Annotated in this window: 14 protein-coding genes; 4 read left to right on the top strand and 10 right to left on the bottom strand. The window is 64.5% G+C overall.

Translation table 11 applies throughout. The features are described 5' to 3' along the window. Positions 1–131: 131 nt before the first annotated feature. The gene (locus AXW67_RS03710) at positions 132–1,031 is read left to right on the top strand and encodes a LysR family transcriptional regulator (protein ID WP_063676710.1); all 900 of its coding nucleotides are present in this window, start codon (positions 132–134) and stop codon (positions 1,029–1,031) included. A gap of 20 nt (positions 1,032–1,051) precedes the next feature. On the opposite strand, the gene AXW67_RS03705 is transcribed toward AXW67_RS03710, so the two are convergent. Genes AXW67_RS03705 through AXW67_RS03690 form a run of 4 tightly spaced genes read right to left on the bottom strand, consistent with a single transcriptional unit; the run spans position 1,052 to position 4,364 of the window. Beyond that, positions 1,052–1,462, bottom strand: a complete 411-nt coding sequence (locus tag AXW67_RS03705; protein WP_063676708.1) for an ASCH domain-containing protein — start codon at positions 1,460–1,462, stop codon at positions 1,052–1,054. 29 nt (positions 1,463–1,491) lie between these two features. Next, on the bottom strand, positions 1,492–2,169 hold the full coding sequence (locus AXW67_RS03700; protein WP_063676706.1) for a cupin domain-containing protein: 678 nt from the start codon (positions 2,167–2,169) through the stop codon (positions 1,492–1,494). Continuing rightward, complete coding sequence (locus tag AXW67_RS03695) at positions 2,156–3,196, bottom strand: alcohol dehydrogenase catalytic domain-containing protein (RefSeq protein WP_063676704.1); 1,041 nt, start codon at positions 3,194–3,196, stop codon at positions 2,156–2,158. The genes AXW67_RS03700 and AXW67_RS03695 overlap by 14 nt, the downstream gene beginning before the upstream one ends. 4 nt (positions 3,197–3,200) lie before the next feature. Beyond that, on the bottom strand, positions 3,201–4,364 hold the full coding sequence (locus AXW67_RS03690; RefSeq protein WP_063676789.1) for a flavin monoamine oxidase family protein: 1,164 nt from the start codon (positions 4,362–4,364) through the stop codon (positions 3,201–3,203). Positions 4,365–4,615: 251 nt separating this feature from the next. Here AXW67_RS03690 and gcvA point away from each other — a divergent pair, with 251 nt between their 5' ends. The 3 genes from gcvA (at position 4,616) to AXW67_RS03675 (ending at position 6,930) form a co-directional block, all read left to right on the top strand. Continuing rightward, positions 4,616–5,545 (top strand): transcriptional regulator GcvA, encoded by a 930-nt coding sequence (gene gcvA / locus AXW67_RS03685; RefSeq protein ID WP_245315400.1) that lies wholly within the window; start codon positions 4,616–4,618, stop codon positions 5,543–5,545. A 173-nt stretch (positions 5,546–5,718) separates the two neighbouring features. Further along, positions 5,719–6,462 carry an SDR family oxidoreductase gene (locus AXW67_RS03680; RefSeq protein WP_063676700.1) on the top strand — a complete coding sequence of 248 codons (744 nt, stop codon included), beginning with the start codon at positions 5,719–5,721 and terminating at the stop codon, positions 6,460–6,462. A 45-nt stretch (positions 6,463–6,507) separates the two neighbouring features. After that, entirely contained in the window at positions 6,508–6,930 is a 423-nt protein-coding gene (locus AXW67_RS03675) for a cupin domain-containing protein (protein ID WP_063676698.1), read from the top strand. 35 nt (positions 6,931–6,965) lie between these two features. On the opposite strand, the gene AXW67_RS03670 is transcribed toward AXW67_RS03675, so the two are convergent. From AXW67_RS03670 to AXW67_RS03645, 6 genes are all read right to left on the bottom strand, one after another. Beyond that, positions 6,966–7,967, bottom strand: coding sequence for a L,D-transpeptidase family protein (locus tag AXW67_RS03670; RefSeq protein WP_063676696.1), 1,002 nt, complete (start codon positions 7,965–7,967; stop codon positions 6,966–6,968). A gap of 121 nt (positions 7,968–8,088) precedes the next feature. Then, complete coding sequence (locus tag AXW67_RS03665) at positions 8,089–9,093, bottom strand: 4-hydroxythreonine-4-phosphate dehydrogenase PdxA (protein WP_063676694.1); 1,005 nt, start codon at positions 9,091–9,093, stop codon at positions 8,089–8,091. Then, positions 9,090–10,628, bottom strand: coding sequence for a tripartite tricarboxylate transporter permease (locus AXW67_RS03660; RefSeq protein ID WP_063676692.1), 1,539 nt, complete (start codon positions 10,626–10,628; stop codon positions 9,090–9,092). The genes AXW67_RS03665 and AXW67_RS03660 overlap by 4 nt, the downstream gene beginning before the upstream one ends. An 11-nt stretch (positions 10,629–10,639) precedes the next feature. Next, positions 10,640–11,122 (bottom strand): tripartite tricarboxylate transporter TctB family protein, encoded by a 483-nt coding sequence (locus tag AXW67_RS03655; protein ID WP_063676690.1) that lies wholly within the window; start codon positions 11,120–11,122, stop codon positions 10,640–10,642. Positions 11,123–11,373: 251 nt separating this feature from the next. Further along, positions 11,374–12,366, bottom strand: coding sequence for a Bug family tripartite tricarboxylate transporter substrate binding protein (locus AXW67_RS03650; protein WP_063676788.1), 993 nt, complete (start codon positions 12,364–12,366; stop codon positions 11,374–11,376). 55 nt (positions 12,367–12,421) lie between these two features. Beyond that, positions 12,422–13,678: a CaiB/BaiF CoA transferase family protein gene (locus tag AXW67_RS03645; protein WP_063676688.1), complete on the bottom strand. Its 1,257-nt coding sequence runs from the start codon at positions 13,676–13,678 to the stop codon at positions 12,422–12,424. Positions 13,679–13,686: the final 8 nt, after the last annotated feature.

Genomic DNA, 13,686 nt, shown 5'->3' with positions numbered 1-13,686 from the left:
CAGATGTTGCTGCGTAGGCGCAAGACCTCGCGCCGTTTCGATCGGGCCAAATAGCCGACCTGAACCTAGGACTTTCCGTCCCGCGCGATTAGGTGATAGATTTCGTATGCAGTCATTAGTGTGGCTTATCAATGCATCGAGACGACGCGAGCGATCTCCTCGCCTTCCTCGCGGTCGCGAGGGAACGCAGTTTCACGCGGGCCGCGGCGAAGCTCGGCATGACGCAGTCCGCGCTCAGCCAGATCATCCGGAATCTCGAAGAGCGACTTGGCGTCAGGCTCCTGAATCGGACGACACGCAGCGTCACGCCCACTCAGGCTGGAGAACGCCTGTTCGTGAGCATCGGACCCAAGTTCAACGAGATGGACCTGGAACTTGCTGCGCTCAGCGAACTCCGCGAAAAACCGGCCGGGACCGTTCGCCTCACGGCGACGGAGTATGCCGCGGCAGAGATATTGCTGCCCGCGCTTGGGAAGATCTTGCCGAAGTACCCCGAGATCCACGTCGAGGTGATCATCGATTACGGGCTGACCAACATCGTTGCTCAACAGGTCGACGCGGGTATTCGTCCCGGCGAACTCGTTGCCAAGGATATGATCGCCGTTAGGGTCAGCCCCGACCTACGGATGGCGGTCGTGGGCTCGCCTTCCTACTTCGCCGAGCGCAAGCGGCCCAAGGCGCCGCAGGATCTGACCAGCCACAACTGCCTCAACCTTCGCCTGCCGACACACGGCGGCAGCCTCTACGCTTGGGAGTTCGAAAAGAACGGGCGCGAGCTCAATGTGCGCGTCGAAGGCCAGCTTGTGTTCAATAGCGCAGGCTTGCTCCTGGAAGGTGCGCTCAAGGGCCTCGGCCTCGCCTACCTGACCGAGGGCCATGTGCAACCTCACATCTCGCAAGGACACCTGGTGCGGGTCCTCTCGGACTGGTGTCCGCCGTTCTCGGGATATCACCTCTACTATGCCAGCCGGCGCCAGGTTTCGCCTGCCTTCTCCCTGCTGGTCGATGCTCTTCGATATCGCGGGAAATAGCGAAAATCCCAGTGACAAGCTCACCTGGGCGGGAGATCCCCGAAGACCTCGACCAGGCGAAAACGCTCGCACATCAGCATCATGTCCTCGCTGAATCGTCCGAGCCGGCCGAAATAGGCCCGATGGGCGCTGCGCCAATAGGCCAGGCTCCGGTCGCCCTCTCCCTCATCAAACGCAAAATCGGCCTCAACGTCATTGAAGCGCCGATATGTCACCTCGGTGGTTTCGATGACACAGCGCGGTTCTCCGTGTCCATCGAGCACGACCCAGCGCTCACCGGGCGTAGAGGTGTTCGGCTCGTCCTCTGTGCTGCAAGTCGCGGTCTTGACTCCCTTCATGACAAGTTCAAGTAGTTCATCTGCGAGCGCGGGACTGTCGCCGAAGGCGAACGTTCGGAGATGTTGATACCGTTCGGGGATCAGCTCGTTCATGGTTTTCCACCTGCCCTCATCGGGTGCCATCACGGCAGTCGGCAGACGTCCGGATGCATCAGCGGCGCATCCTTCACCCAAACCTTCGCACCCTCTGGACCTGTGACGGCACGCAGCGCTTCGCCAGCCGGCAAGCGGATCCAGGCTTGAGACGTCAGCGCCTGATCGCCGATCGACAAGCTCCCCGCGAGGACGAGCGCTTCGAGCCCACGCGGGTTCTCGATCGTGATCGTCCTGCCCGGCACCCAGCTCTCGATGCGCACGTTTTCGAAGCCGTCGTCGAACAGTTCGATCGCGCTCGCCGCGCCCGATCTCGGGGCCAGAGGACGACCTTCCGCAGGCCGTCGCACGATCTGGTCGCGATCGCCGTCCCGGAATTGCCAGAGACGAACGAAGATCGTGCAGCCGTCCTTCGATGCGGGAACGTGCGAGGTCCCGGGCGGATTGCGGTAGTAGCTGCCGGCCGGGTAGTCGCCGTGTTCGTCCTGGAAGACGCCATCGAGAACGACGACCTCCTCGCCGCCGCCGTGGGTGTGGCGAGGGAATGCGCTATCGGGCGCGTATCGCACGATAGACGTGGCGCGCGCCACCTCGTCGCCGATGCGGAACAGCATGCGCCGCTCGACGCCGGGGGACGGGCTTGGCTTCCACGGCAGCTGTGCGGCGTGAACGATAACCGGAACCGTCAGATCATCATTGATGCGCATTGCGTTGCTCCGTCATGGTCAACACCATTCTGAATTTTGCCTGGCCGGACCTCATCCGAGCGACCGCCTCCGCGGCTCTCTCCAAGGGCACGATCTCGATGCGCGGACGGACGCCCGCGAGCACACTGAAATCCAGCGTCTTTTCGTTCTCGAAGGGCGTGCCAGTGATCGATCCCAATATACTACGCTCGCCCACCACCAGATGTCCCGCAGATACCGGCAGCGGATCCCGTCCCGCCCCCAGCAGCACCAATCGTCCCTGCGGCGCGAGAGCGCCCATGAGCGCTGCGACCGCCTGAACATCGCTTATGGTGGTGACGATCGCTTTCGCGCCGCCCAAGCTCTGCAGACGGGCGAGCGCATCGTCCTCTTTCGAGTCGATGTAGACATGGGCTCCCAGGCCGAGGGCATCATTCGCGATATCCGCGCCGCGTCCGACAGCCACGACCCTGAAACCCATCTTCCTGGCGTACTGAAGTGCGAGATGTCCCAGCCCGCCGATCCCCTGCACGACCACGGTGTCGCCGGCTTCCGCACCCGACTTCTTGAGCGCGTTGAACGTCGCAATGCCCGCGCAGAGCAGCGGTGCGGCCTCTTCGGAGCTCAGTTCGTCCGGAATCGAGACCAGCGCGGTCGCGCGCGCGATCATCATCTCCGCGTAGCCTCCGTCGCAGGATGATCCGACGAAGGGCTGCTTGGAACAGAGCTGGAATTCGCCCCGGCGGCACTGAACGCATTCGTTGCAATGGCCGCCGAGCCTTCCGACGCCAACCCTTTGACCCATTCTCCAGATCGACGGCGTTGCTGCGCCCAGTGCCACGATGCGCCCCACCACTTCATGACCGGGAACGCGCGGCGGGTGCAGAGCCGGATCGGCGCGGTCGATGTCGGCAGCATCCGCGCCGCAGACGCCGCAGGCCTCGATCGCGATCAGCACTTCGCCCGGGCCGGGCGAAGGCATCTGGCGTTCCGCGATTTCGAGCCTGCCGGCCTTCGCGACCTGAACGACGCGATAGGATCGCTTCATATCCTTACCTCCGATGGTCGTCTTCAGATGATTGCGCCGGACGAGACCCGACCTGAGGGCGCGGTGCGCGCAAGCGCGCGATCAAGGACGCGGCGGCGCCTTCCGCCGCGTTCACGGCGCCGGCAAGATAGCCAGGCTCGCGAGCGCTTGTCTCGCTTCCGGCCAGAACGATGTGATCACGCCAGCGTTCCCCGACCCATGGGCGCCGATCCGCAACGGGATGCCCCGCCGCGGCTCGGTCCCGGTTCGTCGCCGTAAGGGGATCGGTCGCCCAATCCTTGATGAGCGTCGCCCGCGGCTCGGCGGCCTCCGGGCCGAACAGAAGAGCCAATTGCAGGACGCACGACGCCACGATCGCATCCTTACCCTGCGATGCGCGGTCTTCGCCGGACAGGCCGAGAAAGCCGAACAGAGCAGCCTTTCCCGAGGCGGTCGTGGCATCGTGGATTTCGACGAGCGGGCCCACCATGCTCTGCGCCGTGCCCGACAGACCCTTCTCGCGCCAGAACGGTCGGTCGTACACCGCGAAGAACTTCGCATGCGGAGCCATCCACGTCGGCGTATTGCGCCAGCGCCGCGCCGACACTGCGTCGATGCCAGGCGTAAAAGAGACGGTCGCCTCGAGCAGCCGCGGCGGCAGCGCGAAGACGATCTGCGACGACCGATCCATCCGTTCGGCGCCGCTCCCGTCGACGAAGCTCAGCTCGACCTCATCGCCATCCAGCCTCGCGGCTGTGGCTCGGGCGCCGAGCTCGATGCTCCCCTCCGGAAGACCGGCGGCGAGCGCCGTTACGATCGATGCCGTGCCGCCGACGACCCGCATGGACACAGGCGCCTGGCCTACTCCTCCGAAGCGTTGTGGGGCTTCGCGCGAGAAGCGATGGAAAAGGACGTCACCGTCACTCCGCTGAGCGAAGCTTGCGAGGCCGAGACTTTCGACCAACCGGCCCAACGACGGCTGCATGTCGGGCCAGAACCAGGACGGACCAAGATCGAAACCATCGCCCGCAGGCAGGCCCTTCTCGTCCACCGAAAGGATGCGTCCCCCGAGCCGCAATCGCGCTTCGAGCAGACGAAAATCGAGACCCGCACGGTGGATCAGATGGGCCACGGTCAGACCGGCGAGGCCTGCTCCGACGATCAGAACGGCGCGATCCGACGACGACACGCTGAGCACCCGAAAAATTGAAACGCCGACCGAAGGTGTTCGAAAGGCGGCGCCTCCGCAAACGGGAAGATCTTGGCGGGCAGAAAAGAAAATCTTTAGCGTGGATCAGCACCACCACCAACAGAGCGGTGGCCGTATGTGCCCGTGTTCCGGATTATCATTGACAGATGCCCAGCTCATCCCAAATGTAAGCCAGTCTGGTCTAAAAAGAAAATCTTCTCACCATGAGATCGCCCGTCTATCTGAATGCGATGCGCGCCTTCGAGGCGAGTGCCAGGCACGAGGGCTTTTCGGCCGCCGCCTCGGAGCTCAACGTGACGCCCGCGGCCGTCGGACAACTCGTGCGCAGTCTCGAGGAGTGGCTCGGCACTCCCTTGTTTCATCGGAGCACCAGCGGGCGGGCGCGGCTCGTCGCAACCGAGATCGCTCAGCGCGCGCTGCCGGACATACGCGCCGGGTTCGACCGGTTGAGCCTGGGCCTCGAGCGGCTCAAGGAGGGATCGGCGAGCGGCGTTCTGACCGTGACGGTCAGCCCGGCCTTCGCGGCCAAGTGGCTTTTGCCGCGCATCGACCACTTCCAGGCCTCGTGGCCGGATACCGACGTCCGGCTCGATACCAATCTCAAGCTGCTGGATTACGCCGCCCAAGGCATCGACATCGGGGTGCGCTATGGCGCCGGGGTCTGGCCCGGGCTGACGGCGCAAAAGCTGATGAACGAGGAGATATATCCGGTCTGCTCACCAATGCTCCTGCGTCGGAGGCGATTGCGCACACCAGCCGATCTGGCCGGTCAAATGCTCATCCATGATGTGTCAGTGGATTCTCGCGCCGGGTTCGCGACATGGAGCACCTGGCTCAAACAGGCGGATGCGCCGGATGTCGCAACGAAACGGGGCTTGCGGATCAACAATTCGGCCGCAGTGCTGCAGGCGGCGATCGACGGACATGGCGTAGCGCTGGCGCGCAGCATCATGGCGCGCGACGATGTGGCGGCAGGCCGGCTGGTGCGGCTTTTTCCCAAGATCGCGCTGGCATCGGCGCTCGCATATTACGTCGTTTATCGTCCGGAATGCGCCGCGCTGCCAAGGCTGGCGGCCTTTCGCGACTGGCTGCTTGGCGAGGCGTCGACGGCCGGCTCTTCTTGCGGCGAGCAGGCGCGCGTTCAAGACACAAGGGAATGATCCCTTACCGATTGTTGTGGCATCGCTCGGACTGTCTGGAGCATTTTCCGGCAAGGAACGCCGGTTCCAGGCAAGAGCTTGCCCCATTGCTCCTGTAAAACGTGGTCCGCATCAGGAGAGCGTGAGGACGGCCCTCATCACCTCACGCTTGCGAAATGCTGAGGAGACGCACCATGAAGATTGTCGTGATCGGCGGAACCGGATTGATCGGATCCAAGCTCGTGGCGAAGCTCAAGCAGCAGGGTCACGAGGCGGTAGCAGCCTCGCCAAAATCGGGCGTGAACGCCGTAACCGGGGAAGGCCTCGCCGCGGCGCTGGCGGGCGCGGATGTCGTCGTCGACGTTGCCAACGCGCCGTCCTGGGAGCCTGCCGCCGTGCTCGAATTCTTCGAGCGCTCGAGCAAAAATCTCGGCGCGACGGAGGCCGCCGCGGGCGTCAAGCATCACGTCGCGCTGTCGATCGTGGGAACCGAGCGGTCGCCCGACATCGCCTATTTTCGTGCCAAGCTCGCCCAGGAGACCATCGTCAAGGCATCTTCCGTCCCCTACTCGATCGTCCGGGCAACCCAGTTCTTTGAATTCCTCGGCGCCATTGCCGAAATGGGGGCCGTCGGGAGCAATATCGTCGTTCCCTCCGCGCAGTTTCAGCCGATCGCTGCGGACGACGTGGTCGATTGCCTCGCGGAGGTCGCAACGGCGCGGCCGCTCAACGGCACGATCGATATCGCGGGACCCGAGAAGGCGCCCTTCAATGAGTTCGTTGCGCGCCGTCTGAAAGCGTCCGGCGACAGCCGTCCAGTGGTCGGAGATCCAAGCGCACAGTATTACGGCGCTCCCATCAGCGACACCTCGCTGAACCCGCTCGGCGAGGCGCGGCTCGGAAAGACGCCGCTCGCAACATGGCTCGCGAGATTCTGAGGAACCGCCATCCCGTATTCACCCAAGGGAAATGAAGGGATCCCGATGCGCAGATTGCTGATCGCGGCGGCGATTTACGCCGCAACTTTCCTGACGGCTCATGCAGCCGAGACGCAGCCGCCAGCGAAAGCGGCCAAAGTGACCGTCGTGTTCGACCAGGCACTGCCAAATGTCCCGGGCAAGAGCATGAAGGGCATACTGGTCGAGTATGGTCCCGGAGGCTTCTCACCGGCCCACATTCATGCGCGCTCTGCGTTCATCTACGCGACCGTGCTGGAAGGGGCCATCCGCAGTCAGGTCAATGACGAGCCCGCCAAGGTCTTTCACAAGGGAGAGAACTTCTCCGAAAAGCCCGGCGACCGCCATGCCGTCAGCGCCAATGCCAGCGATACCGAGCCTGCGAAGCTGCTTGCCGTCTTCGTGGTGGATACGGACGACAAGGAGCTGACGACGCCGATCGCAAAGTAGCGCCGGATCCGCGTGCGGCGGCCCGACGCTCGCTGCTATGATCCCGGGCCTTCAACGAACGCGACCGGCGTCCCCTTCGAGACCCTACCGGCGACACGTTCGGCGTCCCAATTGGTGAGACGCACGCAGCCGTGCGATTGCGCCTTGGAGATCTTCCCCGGCGAAGGCGTACCGTGAATGCCGTAGCCTTCGGCCGACAGGTTGATCCAGACCGTGCCAACCGGATTGTTCGGACCGGGCCTGATCTTGAAGGGCTTGCGGGAACGCACGTCCTTGAAGTGATAGGCGGGATTGTAGCGGTAGGTCGGATTCTTGCTGATCTCCGTCACCTTCAGCGTGCCCGAAGGCGACGGCTTTTCTTCGCTTCCGACGGTCGCCGGATAGAAGCCGATCAGAGCATTCGACTTGTCGAACAGCTTCACCGTCTGCCGGCTCTTGTCGATCTCGACCCTGTCGGCCTTGGCCGTCGCACTGCCTTCTCCGCTGGCGATGTCCACGACGAGGATGGTGTCGCCGGCGCGATCGAAGCGGCGCCCGGGGTTGAGCGTCGCCAACAGCTGCTCGCTCATGTGAAATCTCTCGGCCAAGCCTTCGCGCGGACTGCTGAAGGCGAGCTTCGGGATGTCCTTCATGTCCTCCATCTTCGACGGAAGCCTTTTCAGGAACGGACCCGCGACGTCCTGCTCGGTGATGGTGTATGTCGCCGTCAGCGGCCGGTCGTCCCCGCTCAACGCCTTCCAGACGTCCTCGGTCAGAACGTCCGAGCTCGGAAGCTGCTGGGCTTCCGCATAGGCGCGCAGCGCCTTCCTGGCGTTCTCCCCGAACTTGCCGTCGATCTCACCTGGCGAGAAGTGCGCCCTGTCCAGGAGCACCTGCAGCCGAACGCCTGCCGGCGTCGGCTTCTCGTTCGACAGAGTCTTCTTCGATGGTTGGGCGGAGTTGATGGCGTCCGCATTCATCTCGGCAGCGGACGCCGGCGCGGCTGTCAGGGCGAAGACCAGAAAGAAACAGACCTGCCCCGCTTTCGTGAGCGACATCGCCGCCTCCTTCCGCGGGAGGGCAACTCGTCCAGGCGGCGGAAGTTTCCAGTTTTTTCCGAAAAGCTCGAAAGCTGGGAGCCGGGCCGGCGCAGACGTCACGCGCCCCTTCTTGCATCCCTCAGGCGTCGCGACGAGCGGCCATCTCCGCTGCGAGCAGCAGCGCGGCGCGGCTCGCGCCGATCGATGCGGTCCCCTGTCCTGCGATGTCGTAGGCGGTGCCGTGCGCCGGCGTGCAGATCGGGAACGGAAAGCCGCCGAGCAGGGTCACGCCGCGGTCGAAGCCCATCAGCTTCATCGCGATCTGCCCCTGGTCGTGATACATCGTCAGCACCGCATCGAAGGCGCCGTTCTTCGCGCGCAGAAACACGGTGTCGGCGGGAAACGGCCCCTCGGCGGCGATGCCCTCGCGCTGGCCTGCCGCGACCGCAGGCGCGATGATGTCGATCTCCTCGCGGCCGAAATTGCCACCATCACCCGCGTGCGGATTGAGCCCGGCGACCGCAATGCGCGGCCGCACGAAGCCGGCGCCGCGCATGCAAGCATCGGTCAGCTTGAGCGCGCGGTGGATGCGCTCGCTGGACAGCCGCGATGCGACGTCCTTGAGCGGGATATGCGAGGTGACCCGCGCGTTCCAGAGATGGCCCAGCACGTTGAACTCGCTCGCCGCAGTCTTGAGCCCGGCGACCTCTGCGGAGAACGCGATCTCGTCGTCGTAGTCGGCACGGGCAAGGCGCATCGCCTGCTTGTTGAACGGCGTGAAGCAGACGGCATCGACGCGCCCGTCGCGGCCGAGCTCGAGCGCGTGCCGGTAGTTGGACAGCGCGAACTTGCCGCCGGCAAGGCTTGCCGTTCCTCGCTCGACCTCGGCGGAATCAAGGTGGCCGAGATCGACGAAAAGCGCCGCGCCGTCCGATGCGCGAAAGTCGTCCCCCTGCTCCACCGTCTTCAGCGCAGGCGTGACGCCCGCGACACGCGCTCCCTCATCGAAGATGCGGCGGTCACCGATCACGACGAGCCGGCTGCGGGCACGGATCTCGTCCTGCGCCACGAGCTTCGCCGTCAGCTCCGGACTGATGCCGGCGGGATCTCCCATTGCCAATGCAATGAGCGGCTTTGCAGTCATATGATCACCTTCTCCTTCGCTGTCGTCTCTTTGGTGCGGGATGCCGGCTTGCGCCAGGGGCGCGCGAGCTGCAGCGCGAGCGGGAGCAGCAACAGCGCGATGCCCGCGACGATCAGGCACGTCACCAGCTTGTTTGCAAAGAATATCCCTAGCGATCCCTTGGACATCAGCATCGATTGCCGGAACGCATCCTCGGCCTTGTCGCCGATGACGATCGCCAGCACGAGCGGCGCCAGCGGATAGAACAGCTTCTTGAAGAGATAGCCGACGATCCCGAAGCCGAGCATCATCACCACGTCGAGATAGGAGTTCGATACCGAATAGGCTCCGACGACGCAGATGATCACGATCAGGGGCGCGATGATCACGAACGGAATTCGCATCAAGGCGGCAAAGACCGGAACCGTGAGCAACACCAGCGCGACGGCGACGATGTTGCCGACATACATCGAGGCGATCAGGCCCCAGACGAAGTCCTTCTGATCGACGAACAGCATCGGCCCGGGATTGAGTCCCCAGATCATCAGTCCGCCCATCATGACTGCAGCGGTAGCCGAGCCGGGAATGCCGAGCGAGAGCATTGGCAAGAGCGCGCTGGTGCCGGCGGCATGATCGGCCGTCTCCGGCGAGATGATGCCCTCGACCTCGCCGGTGCCAAAGTATCGGCCGCGGCGCGAGAAGCGCCGGGCAATGCCATAACTCATGAAGGATGCCGCCGTCGGGCCACCCGGCGTGATCCCCATCCAGCAGCCGATCGCAGCGCTCCGCAGCAGCGCAACGCTATGCTGCGGCAGGCGGCCGACCGCGCGGAACACCTCGCCCCAATCAATCTTTGACGAGACCGCACGGGCATGAATCTCCTCCTCGACCGCAACCAGCAGCTCGCCGATGCCGAACAGGCCCATCACGGCCACGACGAAGTTCACGCCCTTGACCAGCTCGTCGATACCCATGGTGAGGCGAACGCTGCCGGAGACGGTGTCGATGCCGATGGCCGCGATCGCAAAGCCGATGGCCAGCGCCACGACGGTCTTGATCGGTGCCGCGCCCCCCATGCCGACGAAGCTGGCAAAGGCGAGGAAATAGACCGCGAAATATTCCGGCGGCCCGAAGGCGAGCGCGACCTGCGCCACCCAGGACGCGAGGAAGGTGATCAGGATGACGCCGATCAGGGCGCCGAACGCGGCCGAACCGAAGGCGGTGGCGAGCGCCGTGGTCGGCCGCCCGTCGCGTGCCATCGGATAGCCGTCGAAGGTGGTGGCGACCGACGACGGCTCGCCGGGAATGTTGAACAGGATCGAGGTCACGGAGCCGCCGAACAGCGCGCCCCAATACATGCTGGAGAGCAGAATGATCGCGGAGACCGGCTGCATGCCGAAGGTCAGCGGCAGCAGCAGCGACACGCCGTTCGGCGCACCGAGCCCCGGCAGCACGCCGACGAGAATGCCGAGCAGCACGCCGACCGCCATCAGGACCAGATGCGGCACGGTGACCGCGATGGTGAAGCCGTGCAGGAGTTCGGCGAGATTGTCCATCAACCTCTCCGTCAGAACCCGAACGCGGCAGCGAGCGCGCCGTGCGGCAAGCTCACCTGGAACATGCGCTCGAACACCACGTAGAGCGCGAGCGCCGTCGCCGCCGCCATCGCGAGCGCACGCGGCACGGTTTGGTGTCTCGGGATCGCAAGCACCGCGAAGACATACAGCGCCGAGGCGAGGTACATCCCGGCCGGCGGGATCGCGGCAACGAAAATCGCAGCCGGCACGAACAGGCCGGCAAGCCGACGCAGCTCGATCGGCGTGATGGCGATGGGAACGCTCGCGAGCGTTGTGGCCGGCAGGAGACCCCGCACCAGATTGTAGAGGCTCCCGAGCACGATGATGACACCGGTCAGGAACGGAAACGTGCCGGCGTCTACGCCCGCGCTCGACCAGCCGATGCCGTTGTCGAGGCTGGAGACGACCACGGCCGCACCGAAGCTGCCGGTGAGGACGGCGGTCGCAAGTTCAAGAGCACGGCGCGATATCATGGCGTGGTCCCCTTGAAGGCTGGGCTATCGCATGTGACAGCAGGGAGCCTGCCGAACGTGCTCGGCCTGCATGGTTCGAGACGCCCGCTTTGGCGGGCTCCTCACCATGAGGGTCTGATATCTCGCCACGAAGCGCGACCTCATCCTGAGGGCCCGCCGCAGGCGGACGTCTCGAACTATGGCTGCAGGCGACCAGCCCACCACGTTTTTCGTCATATGCCCTCGCCCTGCCATTGAAGGGGCTTTCCGCCTCACTTGACGAGCCAGCCCTGCTCGCCCGCGACCTGCTTGACGTGCTCGAGGTCCTCCTTGATGAACTTGTCGAACTCGGCACCGGTCAGGAACGTGTCGACCTGGGATGTCTTCTCGATGTAGTCCTTCCATTCCGGCGTCGCCTGCACCTTCTTCATGAGGTCGACAAAGAACGCGGCCTGGTCCGGCGTGACCTTGCCGGGCAGCCACACTGTCCGCGGCTGCTCATATTGCTTGATGTCGAGGCCCTGCTCGACGCAGGTCGGAACGTCGCCCCAGCCTTCGGTCGCCGTGACCTTGGCGCCCTGCGGCAGCCGCTTCGGGTTGAAAACGCAAAGCGGACGCTGCGTTCCACCCCGCCATTGCCCGAGGCTTTCGCTGGGATTGTTGACGTGGGAGTCGAGGTGTCCGCCGGCGAGTTGTACCGCGGTCTCGGCGCCGCTCTTGAAGGGGATGTAGGTCAGCTTGACGTGGCCGGCCTTCTCGATCATGCGGGTCAGCACTTCATCGGTGTCTTTTGACTGCGCACCACCCATCTTGAATTCGCCGGATGCGGCGGCCTTGAGGTAATCGCCTGCGGTCTTGTAAGGCGCGTCCTGCTTGACCCAGAGCAGGAACTCGTCCTGCGCCATGGCCGCGATCGGGGTGAGATCGGTGTAGTTGAAGGCAACCTTGGACACGAGCGGCTGCTGCCAGGCGTTCGAGGTGCCGAAGATCACCTTGTAAGGGTCGCCCGCGGACGCCTTGCCGTAGACATAGCCTTCCGCGCCGCTGCCGCCGCCCTTGTTGACGACGACGATGGGCTGCTCCGTCAGCTTGTACTTGGTGATGATGTTCTGCACCGCGCGGGCGAGATTGTCGGTCCCGCCGCCCGGCCCGGCCGTAGCCACGAACTCGATCGGCTTTTGCGGTTGCCAGGCGCTGAGCGCCGGCATCGTGCCGGCGAGCACGGTCGCAGCTACCGAGAGCAGAAGTGTTGACGTCCGACCCATGATTTCCTCCACACGATTTCTGGTCTGTTGTTCTTGTGGTCGTATCGACGTCTGGTCAGACGCGTTCCTCGCGCCTCCCCGAAGCCGAAACGATTGCGCCTTCTTTTTCGAGCGCTTCGATTTGCGTTTGGTCCAACCCGTGCTCAGCGAGCACCTCGCGGGTATGCTCACCATAGACGGGCGCGCCGGAAAGGACTTTGCCCGGCGTCTTCGAAAACTTCACGGGAAGGCCGATCGTCTTCACCGGGCCGAGCGTGGAGTGGTCGACCTCGACGACCATCTCGCGCGCCAGGGTCTGCGGATCGCTCAGGGCTTCCAGCATGTCGTGCACGGGTCCGCACGGCACGCCCTTCTCTTCCAGCGCCGCAAGCCAATGCGAGCGAGATTTCGTGCGGAAGCGTTCGCTCAGGACGGCTTCGAGCTCTTTCAGATTCGCCATGCGGTCGCCGCCCGTGACGAAGCGCGGATCGGAGGCGAGCTCGGTTGCGCCGAGTGCTTCCAACATCAACAGCCAATGCTTCTTGTTGGCGCCGCCGACCACGAGCCAGCCGTCCGAGGCTTCAAACGCCTGATAAGGCGCGTTGAGCGGATGGGCCGAGCCCATCGCGCGCGGCGCGGTGCCCGCGGCAAGCGCGATCGTCGACTGCCAATAGGTCTGCACCAGGGCCGCCTCATAGAGCGAGGTCTCGACCCACTGCCCTTCGCCGGTCTTGAGGCGATGCGTATAGGCGGCCAGGATGCCCATGCTCGCGAGCAGGCCGGCGGTGATGTCGGACAGCGGCGGCCCGCACTTCACGGGCGGACCATCGGGACGTTCACCGGTAAAACTCATGATGCCGCTCATGGCCTGCGCGACCAAGTCGAATCCGCGGCGGTGCTTGTAGGGCCCGGTGCGGCCAAAGCCCGACAGCGAGCAGTAGACCAGCGCCGGGAATTCCCTGTGCACCGCCTCGTAGCCGAAGCCGAGACGCTCCATCGCGCCCGGCGCAAAATTCTCGACCAGCACGTCGGCGCCCGCGATCAGCCGCCGCAGCACCTCTTTGCCACCTTCGGTCTTCAGATCCAGCACGATGCCGCGTTTGTTGCGGTTCATCATCAGAAAGGAAGCCGCCTCATCGCCGATCTTCGGCGGCACCGAATGGCGGGTGTCGTCGCCGTTCGGCCATTTCTCGATCTTGATGACGTCGGCGCCCATGTCAGCGAGCATCAAGGTGCAGGTCGGCCCAGCCATGACATGGGTGAGATCGATGACCTTGAGGCCGGCAAGCGGCCCCGAACGGCGGGAGGTGGATTGCGATCGGTCGCTTTGCATCGGCCAGC

The sequence above is a fragment of the Bradyrhizobium neotropicale genome, from assembly GCF_001641695.1.
Lineage (GTDB): Bacteria > Pseudomonadota > Alphaproteobacteria > Rhizobiales > Xanthobacteraceae > Bradyrhizobium > Bradyrhizobium neotropicale.
This window is presented reverse-complemented; position numbering and strand designations above follow the sequence as displayed.